Annotated in this window: 19 protein-coding genes; 10 read left to right on the top strand and 9 right to left on the bottom strand. The window is 72.9% G+C overall.

Features of this window, described 5'->3' with window-relative positions; translation table 11 throughout:
• Positions 1–40: 40 nt before the first annotated feature.
• Complete coding sequence (locus ACIA79_RS14600; protein ID WP_399428583.1) at positions 41–979, top strand: NAD(P)/FAD-dependent oxidoreductase; 939 nt, start codon at positions 41–43, stop codon at positions 977–979.
• Positions 980–1,361: 382 nt separating this feature from the next.
• Here the strand turns inward: ACIA79_RS14600 and ACIA79_RS14595 are convergent, their stop codons facing one another.
• From ACIA79_RS14595 to ACIA79_RS14580, 4 genes are all read right to left on the bottom strand, one after another.
• Positions 1,362–1,658 carry a hypothetical protein gene (locus tag ACIA79_RS14595; RefSeq protein ID WP_399428582.1) on the bottom strand — a complete coding sequence of 99 codons (297 nt, stop codon included), beginning with the start codon at positions 1,656–1,658 and terminating at the stop codon, positions 1,362–1,364.
• 99 nt (positions 1,659–1,757) lie between these two features.
• Entirely contained in the window at positions 1,758–3,551 is a 1,794-nt protein-coding gene (locus ACIA79_RS14590) for a BCCT family transporter (protein ID WP_399428581.1), read from the bottom strand.
• Between the two features lie 77 nt (positions 3,552–3,628).
• Positions 3,629–4,918 carry a M14 family metallocarboxypeptidase gene (locus tag ACIA79_RS14585; RefSeq protein ID WP_399428580.1) on the bottom strand — a complete coding sequence of 430 codons (1,290 nt, stop codon included), beginning with the start codon at positions 4,916–4,918 and terminating at the stop codon, positions 3,629–3,631.
• Positions 4,915–6,918, bottom strand: coding sequence for a Xaa-Pro dipeptidyl-peptidase (locus ACIA79_RS14580; protein WP_399428579.1), 2,004 nt, complete (start codon positions 6,916–6,918; stop codon positions 4,915–4,917). The genes ACIA79_RS14585 and ACIA79_RS14580 overlap by 4 nt, the downstream gene beginning before the upstream one ends.
• Positions 6,919–7,121: 203 nt before the next feature.
• On the opposite strand from ACIA79_RS14580, the gene ACIA79_RS14575 reads away from it, so the two are divergent.
• Together ACIA79_RS14575 and ACIA79_RS14570 are read left to right on the top strand one after the other, a co-directional pair.
• Positions 7,122–8,642, top strand: a complete 1,521-nt coding sequence (locus ACIA79_RS14575) for a M1 family metallopeptidase (protein WP_399428578.1) — start codon at positions 7,122–7,124, stop codon at positions 8,640–8,642.
• 180 nt (positions 8,643–8,822) lie between these two features.
• Positions 8,823–9,878, top strand: a complete 1,056-nt coding sequence (locus ACIA79_RS14570; protein WP_399428643.1) for a LacI family DNA-binding transcriptional regulator — start codon at positions 8,823–8,825, stop codon at positions 9,876–9,878.
• Between the two features lie 3 nt (positions 9,879–9,881).
• Here the strand turns inward: ACIA79_RS14570 and ACIA79_RS14565 are convergent, their stop codons facing one another.
• Positions 9,882–12,647 (bottom strand): glycosyl hydrolase, encoded by a 2,766-nt coding sequence (locus ACIA79_RS14565; RefSeq protein ID WP_399428577.1) that lies wholly within the window; start codon positions 12,645–12,647, stop codon positions 9,882–9,884.
• Between the two features lie 250 nt (positions 12,648–12,897).
• Here ACIA79_RS14565 and ACIA79_RS14560 point away from each other — a divergent pair, with 250 nt between their 5' ends.
• From ACIA79_RS14560 to ACIA79_RS14545, 4 genes are all read left to right on the top strand, one after another.
• Positions 12,898–14,217, top strand: a complete 1,320-nt coding sequence (locus ACIA79_RS14560; protein ID WP_399428576.1) for an ABC transporter substrate-binding protein — start codon at positions 12,898–12,900, stop codon at positions 14,215–14,217.
• Positions 14,218–14,837: 620 nt separating this feature from the next.
• A complete protein-coding gene (locus ACIA79_RS14555) occupies positions 14,838–15,779 on the top strand; it encodes a carbohydrate ABC transporter permease (protein ID WP_399428575.1) in 942 nt (313 codons plus the stop codon).
• Positions 15,776–16,612, top strand: a complete 837-nt coding sequence (locus tag ACIA79_RS14550) for a carbohydrate ABC transporter permease (RefSeq protein WP_399428573.1) — start codon at positions 15,776–15,778, stop codon at positions 16,610–16,612. The genes ACIA79_RS14555 and ACIA79_RS14550 overlap by 4 nt, the downstream gene beginning before the upstream one ends.
• Before the next feature lie 80 nt (positions 16,613–16,692).
• Positions 16,693–18,063, top strand: coding sequence for a GH1 family beta-glucosidase (locus ACIA79_RS14545; RefSeq protein WP_399428572.1), 1,371 nt, complete (start codon positions 16,693–16,695; stop codon positions 18,061–18,063).
• Here the strand turns inward: ACIA79_RS14545 and ACIA79_RS14540 are convergent.
• Both ACIA79_RS14540 and ACIA79_RS14535 read right to left on the bottom strand, forming a co-directional pair.
• Positions 18,035–18,928 carry an oxygenase MpaB family protein gene (locus ACIA79_RS14540; RefSeq protein WP_399428571.1) on the bottom strand — a complete coding sequence of 298 codons (894 nt, stop codon included), beginning with the start codon at positions 18,926–18,928 and terminating at the stop codon, positions 18,035–18,037. The genes ACIA79_RS14545 and ACIA79_RS14540 overlap by 29 nt on opposite strands.
• Before the next feature lie 178 nt (positions 18,929–19,106).
• Positions 19,107–19,616, bottom strand: a complete 510-nt coding sequence (locus tag ACIA79_RS14535; RefSeq protein WP_399428570.1) for a hypothetical protein — start codon at positions 19,614–19,616, stop codon at positions 19,107–19,109.
• 183 nt (positions 19,617–19,799) lie between these two features.
• Here ACIA79_RS14535 and sph point away from each other — a divergent pair, with 183 nt between their 5' ends.
• Both sph and ACIA79_RS14525 read left to right on the top strand, forming a co-directional pair.
• Positions 19,800–20,804, top strand: coding sequence for a sphingomyelin phosphodiesterase (sph, locus tag ACIA79_RS14530; protein WP_399428569.1), 1,005 nt, complete (start codon positions 19,800–19,802; stop codon positions 20,802–20,804).
• A 92-nt stretch (positions 20,805–20,896) separates the two neighbouring features.
• Positions 20,897–21,955: a cation diffusion facilitator family transporter gene (locus tag ACIA79_RS14525; RefSeq protein WP_399428568.1), complete on the top strand. Its 1,059-nt coding sequence runs from the start codon at positions 20,897–20,899 to the stop codon at positions 21,953–21,955.
• A gap of 87 nt (positions 21,956–22,042) precedes the next feature.
• Here ACIA79_RS14525 and ACIA79_RS14520 read toward each other — a convergent pair whose 3' ends face one another.
• Together ACIA79_RS14520 and ACIA79_RS14515 are read right to left on the bottom strand one after the other, a co-directional pair.
• Entirely contained in the window at positions 22,043–22,828 is a 786-nt protein-coding gene (locus ACIA79_RS14520; RefSeq protein WP_399428567.1) for a GNAT family N-acetyltransferase, read from the bottom strand.
• Positions 22,829–22,939: 111 nt separating this feature from the next.
• The gene (locus tag ACIA79_RS14515; protein WP_399428566.1) at positions 22,940–23,473 is read right to left on the bottom strand and encodes a macro domain-containing protein; all 534 of its coding nucleotides are present in this window, start codon (positions 23,471–23,473) and stop codon (positions 22,940–22,942) included.
• 110 nt (positions 23,474–23,583) lie between these two features.
• Here ACIA79_RS14515 and ACIA79_RS14510 point away from each other — a divergent pair, with 110 nt between their 5' ends.
• Positions 23,584–24,381, top strand: a complete 798-nt coding sequence (locus ACIA79_RS14510) for a MerR family transcriptional regulator (RefSeq protein WP_399428565.1) — start codon at positions 23,584–23,586, stop codon at positions 24,379–24,381.
• Positions 24,382–24,416 lie beyond the last annotated feature (35 nt).

Below are 24,416 nucleotides of genomic sequence, written 5' to 3'. Positions count from 1 at the left end.
GGAGTATGCCCGCGGTGGAGGGGTCGGCTACCGTCCCGGCATGAGCGGTGAGGTGATCGTCGTGGGCGGCGGTGTGATCGGCCTGACGACCGCCGTCGTCCTGGCGGAGCGGGGCCGGCGGGTGCGGGTGTGGACGCGCGACGCACCGCAGGCCACGACATCGGCGGTGGCGGGTGCCCTGTGGTGGCCCTACCGCATCGAGCCGGCGGAACGGGTGGGTGCCTGGGCCGTGGCGACGCTGCGGACGTACGAGGAGCTCGCTGCGGACCCTGCGGCGACGGGCGTACGGATGGCCGCGGGCATCCATGCGGACACCGCCCTCTCGGGTCTCGGCCCGTGGGCGGGCGAGGTCGCCGGGCTGCGGCAACTGGCCTCCGGCGCGCTGGCGGCCCGGCTGCCGCTGATCGACATGCCGGTGCACCTGGCGTGGCTGCGCTCGCGGCTGGAGGCGGCGGGCGGGACCGTCGAGAGGCGCGGGGTGACGTCCTTCGCACCGGCGGCGTCACGGGCGCCCGTGGTGGTCAACTGCACGGGCCTCGGCGCCCGTGAGCTGGTGCCGGACCCGTCGCTGCGGCCGGTGCGGGGGCAGTTGGTCCTGGTGGAGAACCCGGGGATCGAGGAGTGGTTCACCGCGGCGGACGCCGCGCACAGTGCGACGACGTACTTCTTCCCGCAGCCGGGGCGGCTTGTGCTGGGCGGCACGGCCGAGGACGGCGACGGGAGTACGGAGCCCGACGCGGGGACGGCCGCGGCGATCGTCGCCCGGTGCGCGCGCATCCACCCGGACATCGCGCACGCCCGCGTCCTCGGGCACCGGGTGGGGCTGCGCCCGGTACGGGCGGGCGGGGTACGGCTCGACGCGGAGCCCCTGGCCGGCGGCGGGGTGCTGGTGCACAACTACGGCCACGGCGGGGCGGGCGTGACGGTGGCGTGGGGCTGCGCACAGGAGGCGGCGTCGCTGGCGCTCCGCCACGGCTGACACCCGGCGCGGCCCGCGGGACCCGCGGCCGCGGCTGTGCCCCTCGGCACCTGCACCTACCTGCACCTGCGACACCTGTACCCGCCGCGCCGCACCGCGCCCCGTGCCCGGCGCGCCGCCACCCGCACCTGCGACACCCGCGCCGGCCCCCGGTACCCGTGCTGCGGCTGTCCCTCTCGCCACCCGTGCCCGCCGCATCCGCCCGCCGTGCGCCCGTACGCCCGTGCATGCCGAAAGGGCCGCCGGTGGCGGCCCTTTCGGGGGTCCGGGCGGCTCGTCCGGGGACGGGCCGGCCGGGCCGGGGAGGATGCACCCCGTCGGACGGGGCCGGTGGCACGCGCCGAGCGCGCGTCACCGGCGGGCCGTCCGGGGAGCGGAGGGCTCAGCCCGGGAAGGGCTTGCTCATCTCCTCCTCGGCCTTGATGCAGGCCTTCATCCGCTTCTCGATGGCGGTGGCCTCGGCGCGGACGCGGGCCGCCTCACGCGGGGCGCCGTCGCGCTCCAGGCGCTTCGCCCGGTCCCGCTTCTCCTTGATCTCCGCCTGCATCTGCCGGACGTTGCAGGTGCTGTGACCCGCCGTGATCTCCAGCGACGGCTGCTGCGCGGCCGGGGTGCCGCCGAGGAGCAGACCGCCGGCGATCAGCGCGCCGACGGCGAGCGCGGGAACACGTACACGCATAGGGAACTCCAACTTCCGGGCATGACATGCCCGTTGTGGGGGGTGATCATTACCGATCGGTAACCCTAGCGTACGTGTTGCGGGCGTTCGAACCGCCGGTCAGCGGCCCGGTGACGGGCCGTCGGCACCTGGTTCCGGACCGGCGCCGGACTCCCCCGCACCGGCGCCGGACTCCCCCGGACCGGGTTTCCCGGTGTGCTCAGGACCCGGACCGATGCGGATCTCGAAGTCACCCGCGTACTTCTCGTGCCCCGCGATCACGGCCTCCTCCACGGCCTCCTCGGCGAGCTGGCCGCGCACGATCAGCGGGTCCTTGCGCAGGTCGCGCATCAGCGACCAGCACATGCCGATCATCACCAGGACGAACGGGGCCGCGACGAGGATCGTCAGGTGCTGGAGGCCGGCGAGCGCGTCGCCCTTGCCCTCGCCGACGAGCAGCATCACCGCCGCCACACCGCCGGTCACCACTCCCCAGAAGACGACCACGTACCGGGCCGGTTCGAAGGTGCCCTGCTGGGAGAGCGTGCCCATGACGATGGAGGCGGCGTCCGCGCCGGAGATGAAGAAGATCCCCACCAGGATCATGACCACCAGGCTCATCACGCCGGCGATCGGGAACTCCTGCAGCACGCCGAAGAGCTGCCCCTCGGGCGTCGTCTCGTCGCCGAGCCGGTCGCGCTCCTGCAGCCTCATCGCCGTACCGCCGAAGACGGCGAACCAGATCAGGCTGACGGTGCTCGGGACGAGGATGACGCCGCCGATGAACTGGCGGATCGTCCGACCGCGGCTGATGCGGGCGATGAACATGCCGACGAACGGCGTCCAGGAGATCCACCACGCCCAGTAGAAGACGGTCCAGGTGCTCAGCCAGTCGGCGACGCCGCCGCCCCCGGTCGCCGCCTCCGTGCGCCCGGCGAGCTGCGCCAGGTCGCCGACGTAGGCGGCGAGCGAGGTCGGGACGAGGTCGAGGACGAGAATCGTCGGCCCGGCGACGAAGACGAACAGGGCGAGGACGACGGCGAGCACCATGTTGGTGTTGGACAGCCACTGGATGCCCCGCTCCACCCCGGACACGGCGGAGAGCACGAAGCCCACCGTCAGCACGGCGATGATGGTGACGAGCAGCCCGACCCCGGCCCGCTCCAGCCACCCCAGTTCCCGGAAGCCGCTGCCGATCTGCAGGGCGCCGAGGCCGAGCGAGGTCGCCGACCCGAAGAGCGTGGCGAAGATCGCCAGGATGTCGATCACGCGGCCGGCCGCCCCCGAGGCGTGCTTCCGGCCGATCAGCGGCTCGAACACGGCACTGATGGTCTGCCGCCGGCGGCGGCGGAAGGTGCTGTACGCGATGGCGAGACCGACCACGGCGTAGATGGCCCAGGGGTGGAGGGTCCAGTGGAACAGTGTGGTGGCCAGGGCCGTCTGCATGCGGTCCGCCGAGTCCGCCGGGTTCGTGCCGGGCGGCGGCGTGGTGTAGTGCGCGAGCGGCTCGCTGACACCGTAGAACATCAGCCCGATGCCCATGCCCGCGCTGAACATCATCGCGACCCACGAGACGGTGCGGAACTCCGGCTGCTCGTGCTCCTGGCCGAGCTCGATCCGGCCGTAGCGGCTGACGGCGAGCCAGAGGGCGAAGACGACGAAGCCCGAGGCGGCCAGGACGAACGCCCAGCCGCCGTTGTGCATCAGGCCGCTCAGCATCGTGTCGGAGACGGATTCCAGCGACTTCGTGGCGGTGGATCCCCAGACGACGAAGGCGAGGGTGAGGACGGCCGTCACGCCGAACACCACCCGGTCCGTCACCGGCGGCTTGTCCTCGTGCGGGTGACGGCCCGGGAGGGCCGCCCTCACCGGCAGCCGCAGCCGTTGGCCCGGTTTCCGTTCGTCGTGCGACACAGGCGGCACCTTTCACGCATTCCTCGGGAATTCGCTTCTCGGTACCCCCTACCACACCGGCCCCATGCTAACCGGGATCAACAGGCGTCGACGGGCTCCCCCTCGGTGAGGTGGTACGCGGCACGGGCGTCGAGGAGCAGCGCCACCAGGGCGCGCCGGGACTGCCGCAGCGGTACGAACGCGGAGCCGTCGGCCCGCGGCCGCGCGCGCACGCCGTGCAGGGCGAGCTCGTCGCGGACGCCGGCGTACTGGGCCGCGGTCAGGCGGTAGCCGCAGGGCGGGTCCGGCAGGATGTCCGCCGGTCCGGCGGGGTCGTTGTCGGCGCCGCCGAGGTACACCGGGCCGCGGTCGGCGGGCCCGGCCAGCCGGGCGGCCGTGGTGGCGGCCTCGATGGCGCCGCGGCGCTCGGTGACGTACGCGAAGGCGCCGTCGAGGGCGGTGAGGTGCGTGGTGACGCGGCGTCTGTTGTTGACGGCCGTGTCCTGCTTCTCCTCCTCCGTGAGGGGGGTGGTGCGGGTCTCGACGAGCAGGCCGACGGAGTGCTTGAGGCCGGCCGTGTTGCGCAGGATGCGCTCCTGGCCGTCCCCGGCGACCTGCTTGAGCGGCTCGCCGGTGACCGGGTCGGTCCAGATGCCGTAGACACCGCTGCTGTGTCCGGCGCGCTCGGCGGCGGGGCGGACGTACGTCTCCGAGAGGGTACGGGCCTCGTCGTGCACGCGCGCGTGGGTGTTGAGGTTGCGCGGCCACAGGGAGAGCAGTGCCTTGTCGTAGTACGGCGGGGTGGCGTCGTACTCGTGCAGGTCGTGGACGACGTCGGGGCGGTGGTCGCGCTGCACGGCGGCGAGGGCGCGGCCCTCGGCGGTCTCCAGGGCGATGTGGTCGCGGTTGATGTCGATGCCGTCGGCGTTGGTGCGGGTGTTCGCGGCCCGCCCGTCGGGGTTGGCGGTCGGTACGACGAGGACGGTCGTGCGGGACAGGAAGCGGATCGTTTCCGCGTCCTCGGCGAGGGCGAGGTCGCGCACGGTGGTCAGGCAGGCTTCGCGGCCTGCCGGTTCGTCGCCGTGCTGGCTGCAGATGAGCAGCAGCGTGGTGGCGGTGCGGCCGGTGCCGACGGTGACGAGCCGGAGGGGCCGGCCCTGCCCGGTGGTGCCGATCCGGGTCACGGACACGCGGTCGCTCGCCCGGTCGACAGCGGCGAGGAAGCGCTGCTCCTCGGCCTCGCCGGTCCAGCGGGCGCCGCCGCTCCGTTCGAAGCCCGTGCGGGGCGGCGCACCGGCCGACGCCCGTGACTCCGGGGCGGCGACGAACGGCAGGGCGAGGACCGCGGCGGTCACGGACAGTACGGCGGCGCGGAGACGGGCGCTCATCGGATACCGCCTGCCGGGCCGGGGACGCGGGTCACGGCGGGCCGCTCGGCGACGCCGTCGAGCGGGGCCGTGCGCGGCGACGGACGGGGCGCCGGGTGCGGGACGCCGGACGTGGCGCGCAGATAGGCCCGGGGGCCGCCGACGACCGGGAGTTTCGCCGTGGTGCGGGCCAGGTCGAGGGTGAGCGTGGGGGCCGTCGGGGCGGGCGGAGGGTCGATGAGCCCGGCGTCGGTGCCGCCGATGATCAGCGCGAGGCGGTGTCCGGCCGGGACGACGTGGTCCGCGGCGGCGAGGTCGAGGGTGATGGTGTGGGCCCTGCCGGGGGTGAGCGGGCGGCCCTTCTTCGCGTCGGCCCAGGTGCCGAGGTCCGCCCAGCCTCGGCTGAAGACGGTGAAGCCGACGTCGGCCGTCTTCGCCCTGGTCTCCTTGAAGCAGGCGCTGTCGCCGGTAATACTCGCGCCCCAGCAGGTGCGTTCGGCCAGCGTGGTGATGCCTTCGCCACGGGCGGTGTAGTCGCGGATGGTGTCGGGGCCGACGTCGACGAGCACCGCCGAGAGGTGGGCGCTCGTGGTGTCGGGGGTGGCGGTGACGGTGACCCTGGAGGGGCCGGAGAGGCGCAGGTCCCGGCTGAGGGGTGGGGACAGGAAGCCCGCCTTGGAGGGGGTGGAGGAATCGACGTGGGCCGCCCAGTCGAGCTCGCCGAGGGCGGGGGCGTCGGTGAAGGTCTCCGTCGTGCCGGGCCGGGACGGGAGGAGGCCGAGCGTGCCGACGCCGGGGGCCGCTCCGGGGCCGGGGCGCAGGGTGGTGGCGGTGGTCGCGCGCGGCGGCCAGACGCGGTCGGTGGACCACTGGTCGGGGGCGCGCTCGATGTCGGCCATCGGCTCGCGGTCGATCCCGTTGTCGTACCCGAGCAGGTAGTGGTCGAACCAGCGGTGCAGCGTGCGCACCCACTCGGCGCGGCGGAAGTCGAAGGGATCGACGTGCCCGGTGCCGGAGAGCCAGATCTTGCGTTCGACGCCCTGCGCGGCGAGGGCGTCCCACCACTGGCCGAAGTGCTTGGCGCGGACGTTGAGGTCCTGCTGGCCGTGGACGACGAAGACGCTGGCCTTCACCTTGCGCGCGTCCGGGACGTGGTCGCGCTCGCTCCACAGGGGGGTCCAGTCGCCGGTGCGGGGGGCGCCGTCGACCAGGGCCCGCTGGACGTGGCCGCAGCGGGCGCGGGCGTCGGGGCTGTTGACGTGGTCGGACAGCCACTCGGGGCCCGAGTCGTACAGCGGGGCGCCCTGGGCGAAGTAGTAGTCGTACCAGGAGGAGATGGCACCGATCGGAACGATGGTCCTCAGGCCCTCGACACCGGTGGCGGCGACACCGTTGGCTATGGTGCCGTCCCAGCTCTTGCCGATCATGCCGGTGTCGCCGGTGGACCAGCCGGTGGCGCGGGCCCGCTCGGAGCCGGTGCGGGTGGTGTAGGCGCGGCCGCGGCCGTTCAGCCAGTCGACGACGGCCTTGGCGGACCGGACGTCGGAGCGTCCGCCGACGTCGTCGCAGCCGTCGGAGCGGTTGGTACCGGCCAGGTCCACGGCGACGAAGGCGTACCCGCGGGGGACGAAGTAGTTGTCGTAGAACAGCGGGAACTGGACGGGGTTGCCCTGGGCGTCGTACGTCTTCCGCTGGCTCTCGTTGCCGCGCCCGCAGCAGGAGTAGTACGGGCTGGCGTCCATGATCACGGGGACCTTCCGGCCCCGCCGGTCCGCCTCGCGCGGCCGGATGATGTCGGCGGCGACGCGGTCGGTCCTCCCGTCGCGGTCGCCGTCGAGCCCGGTGTCGACCCACACGGACTCGCGGATGGCATCGTCGTACGAGTACACGGGCGCCGACTCGCGGGGCGGGGCGCCGTGCGCGCTCGCGGCCGGGGCGGGGACGACGGACAGCAGTGCGGCCGCTGCCGCCACGGCCAGGGATCTCCTCGCCGGGCGGCTGCCGCGTATGTGTAGAGGCATGGGCGGGAACGTACACGCGTCGTCCGCCGGGGGACAGAGGGCCGGAACACCACCAAAGGGGTGGAGAGGGCGGGGTGGGTGATGACCGTTCATGTCGGCCGAATGGCGATCGTGTGACGGGTGGGGCCATGGACATGGCGAGGTACGGGACGGCTGAATAGCCTTCAGGAGATCTTCCGACCATACGACTTGGAGTGTCTGACGTGCACCGCAGACTGATCGTCCCGAGCGCACTCGCGGCCTCGCTGCTGCTGGCGATCCCGGCATCGGCCGCCGACTACACCCCGGGAGCCGCGGGCATCGGCGACCCCTACTACCCGACGAGCGGCAACGGCGGGTACGACGTGTCGCACTACGACCTGCGCCTGAAGTACCAGCCGGCGACCGACCTGCTGGAGGGTACGGCGACGATCCTCGCCACCACCCGGCAGAACCTCTCCCGCTTCAACCTGGACCTCGGGCTGAAGGTCAGCGAGGTGCGGGTGAACGGCACCCGGGCCAAGTTCGCCGCGTCCGGCGACCACGAGTTGGTCGTCACCCCTGCCGCCCCGCTGGAGAAGGGCCGCGCGGTCACGGTCGTCGTGCGGTACGCGGGCAAGCCGTCGGAGGTGCGGATCGGCGGCTGGACGGCCTGGCACCGCACGCCGGACGGCGCGGTCGCCGCGGACGAGCCGGACTCGGCCGTGTGGTGGTTCCCGTCCAACGACCACCCGCTGGACAAGGCGACGTTCGACGTCTCGGTCTCGGTGCCGGACGGGACGCAGGCCATCAGCAACGGCGTCCTGCAGTCGCAGTCCTCGCGTCTCGGCTGGACGCGCTTCAACTGGCGCTCCGACAAGCCGCAGGCGACCTACCTCGCCACGCTCGCCGTCGGCAAGTTCGACATCACCACCGACAAGACGGACAAGGGCCTGCCGGTCCTCAACGCGTACAGCAAGGACCTCGGCGCCAACGCGGGCGCGGCGCGCGCCAGCATCGAGCGCACGAAGGAGGTCGCCGAGTGGCTGGAGGAGGTCTACGGGCCGTACCCCTTCAACGCGCTCGGCGGGTACGTCCCCAACGTGACCACGGGGTACGCCCTGGAGACCCAGACCCGGCCGTTCTACAGCCCGCGCCAGTTCGCCAACGGCGCGAACGTCTCGGTGGTGGTGCACGAGCTGGCGCACCAGTGGTACGGCGACAGCGTGTCGGTGGACGGCTGGAAGGACATCTGGATCAACGAGGGCTTCGCCCGCTACAGCCAGTGGCTGTGGTCCGAGAAGGAGGGCGAGGGCACGGCGCAGGAGCTGGCGGACTGGGTGTACGCCACGCGCGCCGCCGACGACCCGTTCTGGACCGTCAAGCCGGGCGACCCGGGCCCGGAGAACCAGTTCGACATCGCCGTCTACGACCGGGGCGCGCTCGCGGTGCACGCACTGCGCAACGCGATAGGTGACGAGGACTTCTTCGCCGTCCTCAAGGGCTGGCCGGCCGAGCGGGCGTACGGCAACGCCAAGGTGAGCGACTTCGTGTCGTACGCCGAGCGGATCTCGGGCAAGCCCCTCGCCGGGCTCTTCGACACCTGGCTGTACCAGCCGTCGAAGCCGGCGGCGCCGACGGCGGCCGGGATCGCGGCGCGGTCGCGGACGGCCGCGCCGCTCGCCCCGCCCGCGTCGTGGAAGAAGATCGCCGAGACGAACTCGGTCCACGACCACGGGCGCGACCACCGGCACGACGACCACTGATCACCGCGGAGCCGCCGCCCCTCAGGGGTGGGGCGGCGGCTCCCGCCGGGCACCGCAGCCCCGCCTCGCGTCCCACCACGTGAGAGCGCTCTCACACAGTCGCCGCCACCGGCTACGCTGCTCCTGTACGTACTGCCCGCGTACGGTCCGCCGCGCAGCCGAGGAGCACCCTTGCCCGCCTTGCCCGAGCCCACCCCCGGGGCCCGTCCCACCCTGGAAGCCGTCGCGGCCCGCGCCGGGGTTTCCCGGGCGACGGTCTCGCGCGTCGTGAACGGCGCCGCCGGGGTCCGCACGCCCCTGGCGGAGAAGGTCCGCCGGGCGGTCGAGGAGCTCGGATACATCCCCAACCACGCCGCCCGCACCCTGGTGACACGCCGCACCGGCGCGGTGGCAGTGATCATCGCAGAGCCGGAGTTCCGCATCTTCTCCGACCCCTTCTTCGAGCAGCAGGTGCGCGGCATCAGCCGTGAGCTGACCGTCCACGACTCCCAACTGGTGCTGCTGTGGGTGGAGGGTCCGGGCGACTACGACCGGATCGGCCGCTACCTCGGCGGGGGCCACGTCGACGGTGCGCTCGCCTTCTCCGTGCACGACGACGACGAGCTGCCGGGGGTGATCCGCCGCGTGCAGGTCCCGTCCGTGTTCGGCGGGCGGCCGGGCTGGGCCGGGGCGACCGGGGACCTCGCCGTGCCGTACGTGGACGCGGACAACCGCGGCGGCGCCCGGGAGGCCGTGCGGCACCTGCTCTCGCTGGGCCGCCGGCGCGTCGCGCACATCGCCGGGCCGCGCGACCAGACGTCCGCGGTGGACCGGCTCGACGGCTACCGTGACGTCCTGCTGGACGCCGGGCCCGGGCTGATCGCGCAGGGTGACTTCACCGAGGAGAGCGGGGCGCGGGCGATGGCGGAGCTGCTGGCGCGCCGGCCCGACCTGGACGGGGTGTTCGCCGCCAACGACCTGATGGCGTCCGGGGCGCTGCGGGTGCTGCGCGAACGCGGGCTGCGGGTGCCCGAGGACGTGGCGCTGGTCGGCTTCGACGACATGTCGTCCATCGCGGAGGCCACCGACCCGCCCCTGACGACGGTCCGCCAGGACGTCGAGGGCATGGGGCGGCTCATGGTCCGGTTGCTGATGCGCGTCCTGAACCGGGCGGAGAACGGGGACGAGCCCGGGGCGGGCAGCGCCCCGGGCTCGGTCATCACGCCGACGGAACTGGTCCGGCGGGCATCTGCCTGACCGCTACTGGTAGGGGATCACGAGCACGGACCCGTCGGTGCCGGTCCGGAGCTTCGCGGTGCCGTTGCCGATGGCGTGCCACACCTCCAGCCGCACGGTGCCGCCCTTGAGGTCGCCCAGCGCTCCGGTCGCCGACTTCAGGCCGCGGGTCTGGCCGTACTCCTCCCAGCCGGCCACCGGGTCGGTGGCGAAGTAGTGGTACGTCTCCGTCCGCTCGAAGGTGCCGTCGCCGGTCAGGTCGTAGCTGACCCGTGCCTGCTGCCCGAGCCCGACCGTGGTGCCGGCGTCGACCTGGAGCCGGAAGGCCGTGGCGCCCCCCGCCTTCAGGGTGCCGTTGACGCCCCGGGCCTCGTACACCAGCGGCTGGTACGGCGTGCCGTCGTGGTTGGCGCCGCCCGCCGAGGCGATGGTGTCGCTGCCCGCCGTACCGCCGGTGGCGGTCGTCAGGGTGCCGCCGGAGCGGAGCTGGAAGGTGTCCCCGGTGGACGGGCCGGGGTCGGTGCCGCCGGTGCCGGTGCCCGTGGCGGTCGACCGGGCGGGGACGACGAGCTTCGCGCCGTCGGAGAAGGTCACGGTGCGGGCGGTGGAACCGTGGTTGTGCGCCGCGTACGTCCGGACGGTGCCCTTGGTGAAGACGGCCGAGGTGGGGATGTCACCGGTGACGGCCGTGTCGGGTGCGCCGAGCGTGTCCAGGGTGGTGATCCAGTGGTAGGTGTGCGCCTTGGACTCCCCCGCCTCCGGGGTGTACGCGGCGTGGCCCGCGTCCCACTTGGCCTTCGCGGCGGCGGGGTCGGCGAGGGCCTGGAACTCCCAGAGGATGTCGCGCCACTCGACGGCCGGGCCGCCGTTCTCGCGCTCCATCTCGGCGATGTTGCGGCGGATGGCCTCCTTCTCGCCGCCCAGGTGCAGGGAACCGCCGGTCACCGGCAGGACGTTGATGCCGTGGATCTCCTCGGGGTTCGCGGTCCACCAGGTCGCGTAGGCGGCGCCGCTGCCCCAGACCATGCCGGCCGTGTCGTGGCCGAAGGAGGCCGGGAAGACCTGCTGGTCGGCGTCGAACCAGTACTGGGCGATGGCCTCGGACTCGGTGGTCAGCAGGTAGACGCCGAGGTCCCGGAGGGCGGTGTCACCGGTCGCAGAGCCCCACAGCACCAGCCCGGCGCTGAGGTTGGTGGACTCCGACGACGACTCCTGGTTGTTGCCGGCGGCGAAGCCCTGGTGGCCGGAGGCCCAGCTGTGGCCCGCGTACACGTCGAAGCCGCGCAGGAAGGGGAAGGCGCTGTCGGTGCGGCTGGGGTTGGCGGCGTCGCGCACGAGCGTCTTCACCATGCCGCCCCACGCGGAGTCGGCGGCCCAGGCGGGGTCGTACTGGGCGACGACCGCCGCCGCGTAGACGTAGTACGAGTAGTGGAAGTGGTGGTCGTTGAGCTCGGTGTCACTGCCGTACGAGGCGGGGTAGCCGATCAGCGTCTTCCATGTCCTGTCGTACGAGAACTCGTTCGGCCCGCCGGCGGTGAACCAGTCCTGGAGGCGGCCCTTGATCAGCCCGAGCAGCTTGTCGCGGACCGCGGTGTCGCCGGTCTGCTCCGCGAGCGGCACGAGCTGGGCGAGCCGGCCGAGGGCCTTGCCCGTCCAGTAGGTGTCGGTGGCGCCGGCGAACGGGTCGGCCGCGTTGGCGGCCTCGTTCAGGTAGCCGCGCAGCCGGGCCGGGTCGGTGCCGGACGACTTGGGCAGCCCGGGCAGCACGGCGGCGGCCCGCTGGCTCGTGGTGAAGGACAGCCCCTCGCGGACCTTCATGGTGCCGCGCGGGGAGACGTACGTGTACGGCGTCAGCGGGTCGGTCGTGTGCAGCCACTGGTGGCGGTAGAGGGCCTGCAGGGTGCCCGTCTCGGTGCCTTCCTGCGGCTGCGTGGTCAGGGTGTAGGTGGCCCTGACCGTGCCGCCGCCTTGGCTCCAGACGGCCTTCGACCCGGTCACGAAGCTGAAGGCGTACTTCTTGTACAGGGCGAGCGCGTCCGTCGAGGGCAGGACGGCGAGCGAGAAGTAGTCCTTGCCGCCGAGGGGCGCCGTGAGCGTGGAGCCGGAGACGGTCCAGTCGGTGCCGGTGGGTGCGAACAGGGCGTAGTGGTGGCCGGCGACGGTGATGCCGAGGACATTGCCCTGGTCGGCGAAGACGGCCGGGGCGGTGGCGGTGGTGATGCGGGCGCTTCCGCCGGTGCCCTTGGCGTACACGAAAGGCAGACCGTGCCCGATGGTCGTCCGCAGCGTGCGGGTGCCGTCGGACCAGTAGGGCGTGACCGTCCAGTCGGACCAGGCGTCGGCCTTGGTGTCCGGTGAGTTCAGGCCGGTCAGGCCGAGGGTGAGGTCACGCTGGTGGGCGTACTCGTACTGGCGCCCGTCACCGACGATCGCGGGGGTGGTCGGGTAACCGATGTCCAGGCCGGCGGCGGTGGCCCGGTAGGTGAGGGGGTGGCCGTACATGGGGGTCGACCAGGGGTTGTCACCGTAGCGCTGGAAGGCGAGCGAGGACCACCAGTCGTTGGTGGGGACCGGCTTGCCCTGGGCGGCCGCGGTCAGTTTGGGGGTGACCGGAGTGCCGGTGTTGGTGGTGGGGCCGGAGGTTCCGGCGGGGCGGGTGTCGGAGTAACCGCCCGCTCCGACCGGGACGGTGGCTGCGGCGGCCGGAGCGGCGGCGGGACCGCCCAGGCCGAGCGTCGCCAAGGCCGTGGCCAGGAGCAATGCGGCTGATCGGGTGCGCGGGGATGGCATGGACAGCACCTCGGGTATGGGGGGCGAACGCTTGAGAGCGCTCTCATGTGCCGAGGAACGTAAAACTCCTGAAACATGACTGTCAATACGTGCGGCACTCGCGGGAGTTGGCCCGGTGACCGCAGCCGTTACGCGTTCGAGTCTTGACGCCGGGGGGCCGCACCGGGCACGCTCCGACGCAGTTTGGTGAGAGCGCTCTCAAGGGAGTCTCTCGGCATCTCCGCTCCTCCGAAGCCAAGGGAGGCTTCCCATGTCCATCGCCCGAGCCGCCAGTAGGGCCACGAGAACGGCCGTGACCAGGACCGCCGTCCGGCTCGGCGCGGTCACGCTCGCCGGGGCACTGCTCGCCGCCTGCGGGTCCGGGTCCTCGGACGAGGCGTCCGACGGCACGGTCACGGTCACCGTCGACCTCTTCGGCTCCTTCGGCTACAAGGAGGCCGGGCTGTACGCCGAATACGAGAAGCTGCACCCCGGCATCAAGATCAAGCAGACCGACACCGAGGACGAGCAGGACTACTGGAAGTCCCTGCAGACGCGGCTCGCCGGCGGCGGCGGGCTCGCCGACGTCCAGGGCATCGAGGTCGGCCGCATCGCCTCGGTCACCCAGCAGCAGGCGGACAAGTTCGAGGACCTGACCAAGTACGGCGCGGACAAGCTCAAGGACCAGTTCGCGGAGGCGAAGTGGTCCGCGGCCACCACGAAGGACGGCCGCGTCCTGGGCCTCGGCACCGACGTCGGGCCGGAGGCGATGTGCTACCGCACCGACCTCCTCGAGAAGGCGGGCCTGCCGACGGACCGCACCGAGCTGGCGAAGCGGTGGTCCACCTGGGACGGCTACGTGGAGCTCGGCAAGCAGTACAAGGCCAAGGCCCCCGCCAAGAGCGCCTGGCTCGACAGCGTCGGCAGCCTCTACACGATCATGATCGGGCAGGAGGAGGAGCGGTACTACAACGCCTCCGGCGAGCTCATCTACGAGTCCAACCCCGCCGTCAAGGCCGCGTGGGACACCGCGGCCGAGGCCGCGGCGGCGGGCCTCAGCGCCAAGCTCGACCAGTGGTCGCCGCAGTGGAACCAGGCGTTCGCCGCCGGATCGTTCGCGACGATCCCGTGCCCCGCGTGGATGCTCGGCTACATCAAGGGCCAGGCCGGCGAGGCGGGCAAGGGCAAGTGGGACATCGCGAAGCTGCCGGGAGGCGCGGGGAACTGGGGCGGCTCGTACTTGAGCGTGCCGCGCGCGGCGAAGCACAAGAAGGAGGCGTACCAGCTGATCCAGTGGCTCACGGCCCCGGAGCAGCAGGCCAAGCTCTTCCGCGCGCAGGGCAACTTCCCGTCGTCGACGGGCGCGATCGCGACGATCGCGGACGCCACGGACCCGTACTTCTCGGGCGCCCCCATCGGCCGCATCTTCGGCGACGCGGCGAAGGCCGCGCCGGTACAGGTGCTGGGGGTCCACGACAAGAACGTCGCCGACCAGATCACGAACGCTCTGAGCGAGGTGGAGCGGAAGGGCACGCCGCCGGACGAGGCGTGGTCCACCGCGAAGAAGGGCGTCGCCAACGCGACGGGCTGACTCGTACCGGGGGCGTCGCCCCCGGTACCCCCTGGACGTGGGCCTGCACGGCCCCGGGGCCCTCGGAGACCGGCGCGGCGTCACCTGCCGACGGGCTGCGGCCTCCACCGGCCCCCGGGGCGGGCCCTGCGCTCGGAGTCGGGGTCGGGGGCCGCTCCGGGGATCGTGTCCCCCTTTCCCGGACACATGCCACGACGCCGGGCGCGACCACCGGCGCAAGGGGGCCGACCCCGGGGCACGACCACGCGCGTGAGGGGGACGGGGTCGGAGCGTGGGGGGCCGGACGTAGAACGACCGAACTCGCGCGAAGCGCGGTGAACGAGAGTCCGCCACCCCCCGACCGGAGGCCCCGGCACCCGCCCGGCACCACGGCGCCGGCCACCGACGAGCGGCCCCGCCGGAGCCCCCGGCGCCAGCCCCGCACCACGGCGCCGGCCCCCGACGAGCGGCCCCGCACCCAGCCCCGTAAAGCCCGCGCACAGAGCGCCCAGGCCCCGTAAAGCCCGCGCACTCGGGGTCCGCGGAGCCACCGCAGCCCCGGCACCCGAGCTGCCCCGCGCGAGCGGATGCCGCCGCCGCATTGTTCGTGTTCGTATCGACTCGTTTGAAGGGCCCGTACCGTGACCCTCCCCGCTCCACCCGTCGCCGCCCCCCGCGGCACGAGGTTCCGGCGCGCATGGCAGGCGGCCTCGCCGTACGCGTACATCGCTCCGTTCTTCACCCTCTTCGCCGCCTTCGGGGTCTTCCCGCTGCTCTACACCGCCTTCGTCTCGCTGTACCGCGTCGAGCTCCAGACGCCCGGCGACATGCAGTGGCGCGGCCTGGGCAACTACACCGCCCTCTTCACGGACGACTTCTTCTGGATCTCGCTCCGCAACACGTTCACGATCGGCGTCATCTCGACGGTCCCGCAACTGGTCATGGCCCTGGGGCTAGCGCACCTGCTGAACTACAGGCTGCGCGGCCGGACGTTCTTCCGAACGGCGATGCTGCTGCCGTACGCGACGTCCGTCGCCGCCGCGACGCTCGTGTTCGCGCAGCTCTTCGGGCGGGACTTCGGTCTGGTCAACTACGTGCTGGGGCTGGTCGGGTTCGGCCCGGTCGACTGGCAGACCGGCACCGTCGCCTCGCAGATCGCGGTGTCGACGATCGTCATCTGGCGCTGGACCGGCTACAACGCCCTGATCTACCTCGCCGGCATGCAGTCCATCCCGACCGAGCTGTACGAGGCCGCGGAGATGGACGGTGCCTCGCGCTGGCGGCAGTTCCTGCACGTCACGCTGCCGGGGCTGCGCCCGACGATCGTGTTCACCACCATCGTGTCGACGATCGGCGCCACGCAGCTCTTCGGTGAGCCGCTGCTGTTCGAGGGCAGCATCTCCGGCGGCATCTCGCACCAGTACCAGACGCTCGGGCTCTACCTGTACGAGCAGGGCTGGGGCTTCTTCCACCTGGGCAGGGCCGCCGCCGTCGCCTGGGTGATGTTCCTGTTGATCCTGGTGCTCGTCGGGGTCAACGCCCTGATGGTGCGCCGCCGCGCCCGCAAGGAGGCCACCCGATGACCGCGCGCGCCGGGCGCACGATGCACGGCGGGAAGATCGCGTACGCGGTCCTCATCCTGGCCGTGCTCGTCTCCGCCTTCCCGTTCTACTGGACGATCGTCGCCGCGAGCCGTTCGAACGCGGATCTGGCGCAGGTGCCGCCGGCCCTGCTCCCGGGGCCGAACCTGATGCGGAACATGGAAGCGGTCCTGGAGGAGGCGGACATCGGCACGGCGCTGCTGAACTCCTTCATCGTGTCCGGTTCCATCACCGTCGGTACGGTGCTGTGCTGCACGCTCGCGGGGTTCGCCTTCGCCAAGCTGCGTTTCCGCGGCCGGGGGGCGCTGCTGGCGGTGACCGTGGGCACGATGATGATCCCGCCGCAGCTGGGTGTGATCCCGCTGTTCATGCTGATCGCGAAGCTGGAGTGGGTCAACCAGCTCCAGTCGGTGATCCTGCCGGGTCTGGTGTCGGCGTTCGGGGTGTTCTTCATGCGCCAGTTCCTGGTGCAGTCGCTGCCGGACGAGCTCATCGAGGCGGCGCGGGTGGACGGCGCGTCGAACGCCCGCATCTTCTGGTCGATCGTCGTCCCCGTGGCCCGCCCCGGAATGGCGGTGCTGGGCATGCTGACGTTCATGGCGGCCTGGAACGACTTCTTCTGGCCGATCGTCGCGCTGTCCTCGCAGAACCCGACCGTGCAGGTCGCGCTGCGCCAGCTGGGGGGCGGCTATGTGCACGACCAGTCCGTGATCATGGCCGGCACGCTCCTCGGCACCCTGCCCGTACTGCTGGTCTTCGGACTGCTGGGCCGCCAGATCGTCGGCGGCATCATGCAGGGCGCCGTCAAGGGCTGACCCCCTCCCCCGTTCACCTCATCTCCGGTTCCCCATCTCCGATTCCCTATCTCCGTTACCTCACCTCCGTTGGGAGTCTCATGACCGCGCTCGACTTCCCGGCCGGTTTCCGCTGGGGCACGGCCACCGCCGCGTACCAGATCGAGGGTGCCGCCGACGAGGACGGCAGGACGCCGTCCATCTGGGACACCTTCAGCCGTACGCCGGGCAACGTCCGCAACGGCGACACCGGTGACATCGCCGCCGACCACTACCACCGCATGCGGGAGGACGTGGCGCTGCTGAAGGACCTGGGGGTGTCGGACTACCGGTTCTCGGTCGCCTGGCCCCGCGTCCAGCCGACCGGCCGCGGCCCGGCGGTGCAGAAGGGCCTGGACTTCTACCGCCGGCTCGTCGACGAGCTGCGGTCGGCGGACATCCGGCCGGTCGCGACGCTCTACCACTGGGACCTCCCGCAGGAGCTGGAGGACGCCGGCGGCTGGCCGCACCGGGAGACGGCGGAGCGGTTCGCCGAGTACGCCTCGCTCGTGGCCGGTGCGCTGGGCGACGGGGTCTCCACCTGGACGACGCTGAACGAGCCGTGGTGCGCGGCGTTCCTCGGGTACGCGGCGGGTGTGCACGCCCCGGGGCGTACGGACCCGGTCGCGTCCCTGCGTGCGGCGCACCACCTCAATCTGGCGCACGGGCGTGCCGTGCAGGCGCTCCGGGCCGTCCTCCCGCCTTCCGCGGAGGTCTCGCTGACGCTGAACCTCCATGCGGTGCGGGCGCTGTCGGAATCCGCCGCGGACGTGGACGCGGCCCGCCGCGTCGACGCCCTGGGCAACCGGATCTTCCTGGACCCGGTCTTCCGCGGGCGGCTGCCGGCCGACCTGGTGGCGGACACGGCCCTGCTGACGGACTGGTCGTTCGTGCGGGACGGCGACCTGGAGGTGACGTCCGCGCGGGTCGACTCGCTCGGGATCAACTACTACTCCCCCACGGTCGTCGGGGCGGGCACCACCGAGTCGCCCTCCCCGTGGCCGGGGGCCGAGCAGCACGTCCGCTTCGTACCGGCGCCGGGTCCGCGCACGGCGATGGACTGGCCGGTGGACGCCGACGGCCTGTACGAGCTGCTGGTCCGGCTCCGGGACGAGCTGCCCGGCGTCCCGCTGCTGGTGACGGAGAACGGCGCTGCGTACGACGACTACGCCGACCCGTCGGGTGACGTGCACGATCCGGAGCGGGTGGCGTACCTGCACGCCCACCTGGCCGCCGTGCACCGTGCGCTGGCGGACGGCGCGGACGTGCGGGGCTACTTCCTGTGGTCGCTGATGGACAACTTCGAGTGGGCGTACGGCTACGGCAAGCGGTTCGGCATCGTGCACGTGGACTTCGCGTCCCAGCGCCGTACGCCGAAGGACAGCGCGCGGTGGTACGCGGACGTCATCGCACGAGGCGGGCTGCGCGGCTGAGCCGGTGCCGGCGGCGCGCCTCCCGTGCGAGCGGGAGGTAGCGCAGCCGCTCGGGCAGGGCGGGCACCACGGCCCGTACGACCCGGCCGAAGCGGCGCAGCGTGCGTTCCTGCGCGTCGGTCCACTCCAGGCCGATCGCCGCGCGTGCGTCCGGCGGCATGAGTCCGATGGTGACGAAGCGGCGGAAGCGGGCGAGCGGCGGGAGCAGCAGCGGCCACAGGAGGCGCAACAGGAGCCGCAACGGCAGCGGTCCGCGGTCGGGCGGCGGCACCGGGGTGTCGGTGGCGACGAGTTCCCGTACGACGGCGGTGGCCTCGATCTCCTCGGCGAGCACCTTGCGGTAGTACGGCCAGAATTCCTCGATCGTCTGCGGCATGTCGCGGTCATGAATGCCGAGGACGCGGCCGACGCGGAGCCACTCGGCGTAGAGGGTGCGTTCCTGGGCTTCGGTCATCGGCCGGACCAGGTAGCGGGCGGCGTGCTGGTACACGGGGAACCCGGTGGCGTGCACCCACGCGTAGTTCGCCGGGGTGAGGGCGTGGTAGCGGCGGCCGCGGGTGTCGGTGCCCTGGATGGTGCGGTGGAGCCGTCGCAGCCGGCGCCCCTCCTCGGCGGCGGCCTCGCCTCCGTACACCCACAGCTGGAGGGAGCGCAGGGAGCGCTCGCCGCGGCCCCAGGGGTCGGTGCGGAAGACGGAGTGCTCGTCGACACCGGCGCCGACGGCGGGGTGCGCGACCTGCAGGGTGAGCGCCGCGGGCAGCATGAGCAGGCCGCGTATGTCTCCGGCGAGGCTCCACAGCACCCCTCCGGGGGGCGGTGGCGCCGGTTCGGCTGCGCTGCCGGCAGCCTGGGGTGAGGTGCTCATCGGTGGGGCCCGGGGCGGGGGGGCGTGGGGGGGGGGGGGGGGGGGGGGGGGTGACCCCTGGGGGGGGGGGGGGGGTGGGGGTCGTGTCGGTCGTGCGGACCGCCGCGGTCCGCACCACCAGTATCGATCACCCGTCCGCCGGACGACCCGGGGCCCGGCCCGGTGGGCGGAGTGCCGGTCAGCCGCGGTCGGCGGGGCGGACGGCGACGGGTTCGCCGATGATCCGCTCCGCGAGGGTGCGGGCCCACGCCTCCACGTCCTCGCCCAGCCGGGACTCGGCCGCGGCGCGCTCCTCCTCGATACGGGCGCGGCCGGTGGCGAGGATCCGGTCGCGCTCCCGTGCGCCCTCCTCGCGCGCGGCGGCGATGGCGGCCGCGCCCTGCTCGTGCGCCTCGGCGCGGATGCGGGCGGCCTCGTGGCGGGCCGCCGCGAGCTCGGCCTCGTACGCGGCATGGAGCCGGGCAGCCTCTTCGCGCAGGTCCTCGGCGCGGTCGGTTCCGCCCTCGATGGCGTCCTGTCGCTGCTGGAGGGAGCGGTTGATCCGCGGCAGGATCACCTTGGCGAGGATGAGGAAGGTCGCCCCGAACAGCACGAGGCCCACGACCAGTTCGGCCAGCACGGGGTTGAGCGGCCCGAGGTCGAGGGGGAGCAGTTCGGCGTTCCGGGCGAGAGTCACCGTCGAAGTCATGCCCGGATCCTACCGACTCGTCACGATGTCTCCTCGCCGCCACGGAGGAGAGTTGGCGCACCGGCCCCGGGCCCGCAAGATTCCCGGCATCCGACGGCTACCGGAAAGTAACTGTGGCTGATTTGATGTGCCCCGCCATGTTCATGGCGACGTCCAACCCCCCACCGCCGTCAGGAGTTTGTCGTGCCGCGCTCCCTGAACCGCCGCGCCTCGCGCCGTGCCGCGAGCACCACCCTGTCCGCCGCCGTCACGGTGGTGCTCACCGCCACCACTCTGGCCGCGACCGCCCCCTCGGCGTCCGCCGCCGGGACGCCGCGCCTGAAAGTCCTCTCGTACAACGTGTTCCTCTTCAGCAGGAATCTGTACCCGAATTGGGGACAGGACCACCGGGCGGCGGCCATCCCGAAGGCGCCCTTCTACCAGGGCAACGACGTCGTCGTACTCCAGGAGGCGTTCGACAACGCCTCCTCCGACGCGCTGCTGCGCAACTCCGCGGCGCAGTACCCGTACCGGACACCGGTGATGGGGCGCAGCAAGGACGGCTGGGACGCGACCGGCGGCGCCTACTCCTCCACGACCCCGGAGGACGGCGGCGTGGCCGTGCTCAGCAAGTGGCCCATCGTGCGCAAGGAGCAGTACGTCTACCAGGACGCGTGCGGCGCGGACTGGTACTCCAACAAGGGCTTCGTCTACGTGGTGCTGAACGTCGGCGGCGCCCGCGTCCACGTGGTCGGCACGCACGCCCAGTCGACGGACCCCGGCTGCGCGGCGGGCGAGGCGGCGCAGATGCGCAGCCGCCAGTTCAAGGCGATGGACGCCTTCCTGGACGCGAAGAACATCCCGGCGTCCGAGCAGGTGCTGGTGGCGGGTGACCTCAACGTCGACTCGCGCAGTGCCGAGTACGCCACCATGCTCGGGGACGCGGGACTGGCGGACGCGGACGCGCGCACCGGGCACCCGTACTCCTTCGACACCGAGCAGAACTCGATCGCCGCGGAGCGCTATCCCGACGACCCGCGCGAGGACCTCGACCACGTGCTCCACCGCGCCGGGCACGTCCGGCCCGCCGGCTGGACGAACGAGGTGATCAAGGAGCAGAGCGCACCGTGGACGGTCTCCAGTTGGGGCCGGCCGTACACGTACACGAACCTGTCCGACCACTACCCCGTCACGGCGTCCGGGCAGTAGGCACGGACTCGTAGTCGCAAGCGCTTCGCAGCTGGTCAGCGGCCGTATCTCGACAGTGGCCGCAAGGCTGTCCGGCTGTCATGGTGGTGTCCATGACCGGTCTTGGACACGCGCACGGACACAGGCACGGGCAAGGACACGGGCACGGACACGGACACGGACACGGACACCACCATCATCACCATCACGAGCGGATGGACGCCGCGCTGGAAGGGTCGGCGGAGGGGTTGCGGACGCTGTGGTTCTCGTTCGCCGTGCTGGCCGCCACGACCGTCGTCCAGGCGGTGGTCGCGGTGCTGTCGGGGTCGGTGGCCCTCCTCGGTGACACCGTGCACAACGCCACCGACGCGCTGACCGCCGTGCCCCTGGCTCTCGCCTTCGTCGTCGGCCGGCGGGCCGCGACCCGCCGCTACACGTACGGCTTCGGCCGCGCCGAGGACCTGGCGGGGGTGTTCGTGGTGCTGGTGATCGCCGCGTCCGCGGCGTTCGCCGGGTACGAGGCGGTGCGGCGGCTGCTGGAGCCCCACGGGGTCGGCCATCTGCCGGCGGTCGCGGCGGCCGGCCTGGTGGGCTTCGCGGGCAACGAGTGGGTGGCGCGCGCCCGGATCCGGACCGGTCGGCGCATCGGGTCGGCCGCGCTGGTCGCCGACGGACTGCACGCCCGCACGGACGGTTTCACGTCGCTCGCCGTGCTGCTGGGCGCGGGCGGCGCGGCGCTGGGGTGGTGGTGGGCCGACCCGCTGATCGGGCTCGCCATCACGGCCGCGATCCTGCTGGTCCTGCGGGGAGCGGCACGGGAGGTGTGGCACCGGCTGATGGACGCGGTGGATCCCGCGCTGGTGGACCGTGCCGAGCAGGTGCTCTCCCATGTCGAAGGGGTCCGGGCGGTCGGGGCCGTGCGGATGAGGTGGCTGGGCCATGCGCTGCGCGGCGAGGCGTCCGTCGTGGTCGATCCGTCGCTGACGGTCGTCCAGGCGCACGCGGTGGCGGTGGCGGCGGAGCACGCCCTGCTGCACGGCGTGCCCCGGCTGTCCGCGGTCACCGTCCACGTCGATCACGGACGCACGGCCGGCCCCGATCCCCACCAGGCGCTGGCCCACCACTTTCCCGCCCTCGGCGGCCCGGGGGTGGCGCCCGGTTCCCGGGCGTGAGCGCGCCCGGCCCGTGCCCGGTTGCCGCACGGACCGGCCCCGCCCCGGGGCTCGGGGGCTCCTGCCGGGCCCAGCGGGCCGCGGGTGTCACGGCGCGTGGACGTACGGCGTGGTCGTGGATACCTGCGCGAAGCCGAGGCGGGCCAGGATGGGGCGGCTCATGTCGGACGCGTCGACCTGGAGCCAGCGGTAGCCGCGCTCGGCGGCGATGCGAGCGCGGTGGGCCACCAGGGCGCGGTACACGCCCCTCCCCCGCCACTCCTCCACCGTGCCGCCACCCCAGAGGCCGGCGAAGCGCGTACCGGGCTGGAGCTCCAGCCGTGCCGAGCTCACCGGGCGGTCGCCGTCGAGTGCGACGACGGCGGCGACCGTGTCCGGCTGGGCGGCCAGGCGGTCGAGCAGCTGCCGCCGCAGGGCCGACGCGTCGGTGCCGAATGCCCGCTCATGGACCTCCGTCACCAGCGCCACACCGGCCTCGTCCGTGACCGGACGCACCACGATGCCCTCCGGCAGCCGGGCGGCCGGGCCGGTCCGCGCGTGGTCCTCGGCGCCGGCGACCATCAGGGCCTCCTCCGGCTCCGCCGTGAACCCGGCCGCCCGGAGCCGTGCGCCGAGGTCCCGGGGTTCGTCGTGCGCGTACAGCTTCCACTCGAACGCGAGGCCGCGCGCGGTGAAGTGCCGCACCTGTCCGGCGATCGCCGCGTCCGCACGCGCCGCGTCCAGGCCGGACCAGAGCACGCCGTTCCAGGCGTGCGCCGGCCCGGTCTGCCGCACCACGTCCCCCACCCGCTCCACCGTGCAACCGGGCGCGTCGGGACGGGTGTCCCGCCGCATCTCCCGGTCGAATTGCGTGCGTACCGCGATCGGATCCATGGCGGCAGCCCAGCACCGCACCGGCAGGGACCGCAACCGGGTTTCGCCGCCCGGAGGCCCCGGCCGGAGCAGCGGCCTGCCGTGCGGCGGCCCATGCGCGGACGTCCGCGCTCATCCGGCGTGGTCGTACACCGTCACCGGTACGCCCCGGGCCAGCAGCCGCTCGGCTATCAGCGGCTCCACGCGGGACCACTTGCCGCCCGCGAGGCCGCAGCCGATCCTCGGCATGTGGACCGAGGCGCCGAGCTCCGCGGCCTTGGCGGCGAGCTTCTCCAGGGCGGCATCGATCGCCTCGTACCGCACGGGAACCCCGTTGCTGCCCGTGCGGATCCCCCGCTGCCCGACCATGTTGGCCACCCACAGGTACGGCCCGACCTGGACGAACTGCACGGCGCCCAGACGGAAGTCGTTGCCCGCGCGCCCGCGGTGCCAGCGCCGGTAGGCGGCTTCCGGCTCCGGCCAGCGGCGCGAGAGCGCCAGGACGAACCCCTTGCCCCAGCCGCCCAGGTCGTTGCAAACATGCGCGATGATCTTGACGCCCTTGCCGGCCGGCACGGTGGCGTCCCCTCGTACGTACACGACCTGCGCGGCCTCGGTCGTGCCCGGCGGCCCCGGCGTCCGCGTCTTCCCCGTCTTCCCCGTCATACGAACCACCGTACGAGGCGCCACTGACAATCGGCCGGTCTTTCACATCGATGGTGCGACAGCAATACTGTTGCACCGATGCACCGCACCACCGGAAGTGAGGCCCCGCCATGGCGAGCGAGACCGAGGCCGAGGCGCAGCAGCCGACGTTCACCGTCGACGAACTGGCCGCCCGGGCGGGTGTCACCGTGCGCACCATCCGGTTCTACGGCACGCGGGGCCTGCTGCCTCCGCCGGTGATCGGCCCTCGCCGGGTCGGCCACTACGGCCCCGCGCACCTCTCGCGGCTCGCGCTCATCGAGGAGTTGCAGCACCAGGGCATGACGCTGGCCGCGATCGAGCGGTACCTGGAGCAGTTGCCGCCGGACCTCAGCGCCCAGGACCTGGCCGTCCACCGCGCTCTGGTGGCGACCTGGGCCCCGGACTCCCCGGAGGACATGCCCCGGGAGGAGCTGGAGCGGCGGGCCGGCCGGACGCTGACCGACGAGGACCTCGACCGGCTCGCCGCCATGGACGTGCTGGCGCGGAAGGCCGACGGCGGGCAGGGCGACGGCGGCCAGGGCAATGGCGGGGAGGATGACGGCGGCAAGGCCGCGGAAACGTTCCGCGTGGATCCCGGGCTGCTCCGCCTGGGCGTGCAGCTGCTGGACGTGCCCATCCCGCACGAGACCATCCTGGCCTCCCGCACGGTCCTGGTGGAGCACACCCGTTCGGCGGCGCAGGAGCTGACCCGGCTGTTCCGGGACGAGGTGTGGGGACCGTACCGGGAGCGCGAGTCGGACCCGGAGCACGTGGCGGCGATGAAGTCGCTGTCCGCCCATATGCAGCCGCTGGTGGTGCAGGCGCTGGTCACGGCGTTCCAGCGGTCGCTGAAGGAGGAACTGCGCGCCGCCTTCCGGGCGGACTGATCTCCTCCGGGCGCGGACCGAGCCCCGTCCGGGCA

This window comes from Streptomyces sp. NPDC051310 (genome assembly GCF_044455245.1).
In the GTDB taxonomy this organism is placed as follows: domain Bacteria; phylum Actinomycetota; class Actinomycetes; order Streptomycetales; family Streptomycetaceae; genus Streptomyces.
This window is presented reverse-complemented; position numbering and strand designations above follow the sequence as displayed.

What these genes read in the sequence shown, in the direction of transcription:
- ACIA79_RS14600 (WP_399428583.1), top strand. Translation starts at nt 41, where the DNA reads ATGAGCGGTGAGGTGATCGTCGTGGGCGGCGGTGTGATCGGCCTGACG.
- ACIA79_RS14595 (WP_399428582.1), bottom strand. Translation starts at nt 1,658, where the DNA reads ATGCGTGTACGTGTTCCCGCGCTCGCCGTCGGCGCGCTGATCGCCGGC.
- ACIA79_RS14585 (WP_399428580.1), bottom strand. Translation starts at nt 4,918, where the DNA reads ATGAGCGCCCGTCTCCGCGCCGCCGTACTGTCCGTGACCGCCGCGGTC.
- ACIA79_RS14580 (WP_399428579.1), bottom strand. Translation starts at nt 6,918, where the DNA reads ATGCCTCTACACATACGCGGCAGCCGCCCGGCGAGGAGATCCCTGGCC.
- ACIA79_RS14565 (WP_399428577.1), bottom strand. Translation starts at nt 12,647, where the DNA reads ATGCCATCCCCGCGCACCCGATCAGCCGCATTGCTCCTGGCCACGGCC.
- ACIA79_RS14560 (WP_399428576.1), top strand. Translation starts at nt 12,898, where the DNA reads ATGTCCATCGCCCGAGCCGCCAGTAGGGCCACGAGAACGGCCGTGACC.
- ACIA79_RS14550 (WP_399428573.1), top strand. Translation starts at nt 15,776, where the DNA reads ATGACCGCGCGCGCCGGGCGCACGATGCACGGCGGGAAGATCGCGTAC.
- ACIA79_RS14545 (WP_399428572.1), top strand. Translation starts at nt 16,693, where the DNA reads ATGACCGCGCTCGACTTCCCGGCCGGTTTCCGCTGGGGCACGGCCACC.
- ACIA79_RS14540 (WP_399428571.1), bottom strand. Translation starts at nt 18,928, where the DNA reads ATGAGCACCTCACCCCAGGCTGCCGGCAGCGCAGCCGAACCGGCGCCA.
- ACIA79_RS14535 (WP_399428570.1), bottom strand. Translation starts at nt 19,616, where the DNA reads ATGACTTCGACGGTGACTCTCGCCCGGAACGCCGAACTGCTCCCCCTC.
- ACIA79_RS14525 (WP_399428568.1), top strand. Translation starts at nt 20,897, where the DNA reads ATGACCGGTCTTGGACACGCGCACGGACACAGGCACGGGCAAGGACAC.
- ACIA79_RS14520 (WP_399428567.1), bottom strand. Translation starts at nt 22,828, where the DNA reads ATGGATCCGATCGCGGTACGCACGCAATTCGACCGGGAGATGCGGCGG.
- ACIA79_RS14515 (WP_399428566.1), bottom strand. Translation starts at nt 23,473, where the DNA reads ATGACGGGGAAGACGGGGAAGACGCGGACGCCGGGGCCGCCGGGCACG.
- ACIA79_RS14510 (WP_399428565.1), top strand. Translation starts at nt 23,584, where the DNA reads ATGGCGAGCGAGACCGAGGCCGAGGCGCAGCAGCCGACGTTCACCGTC.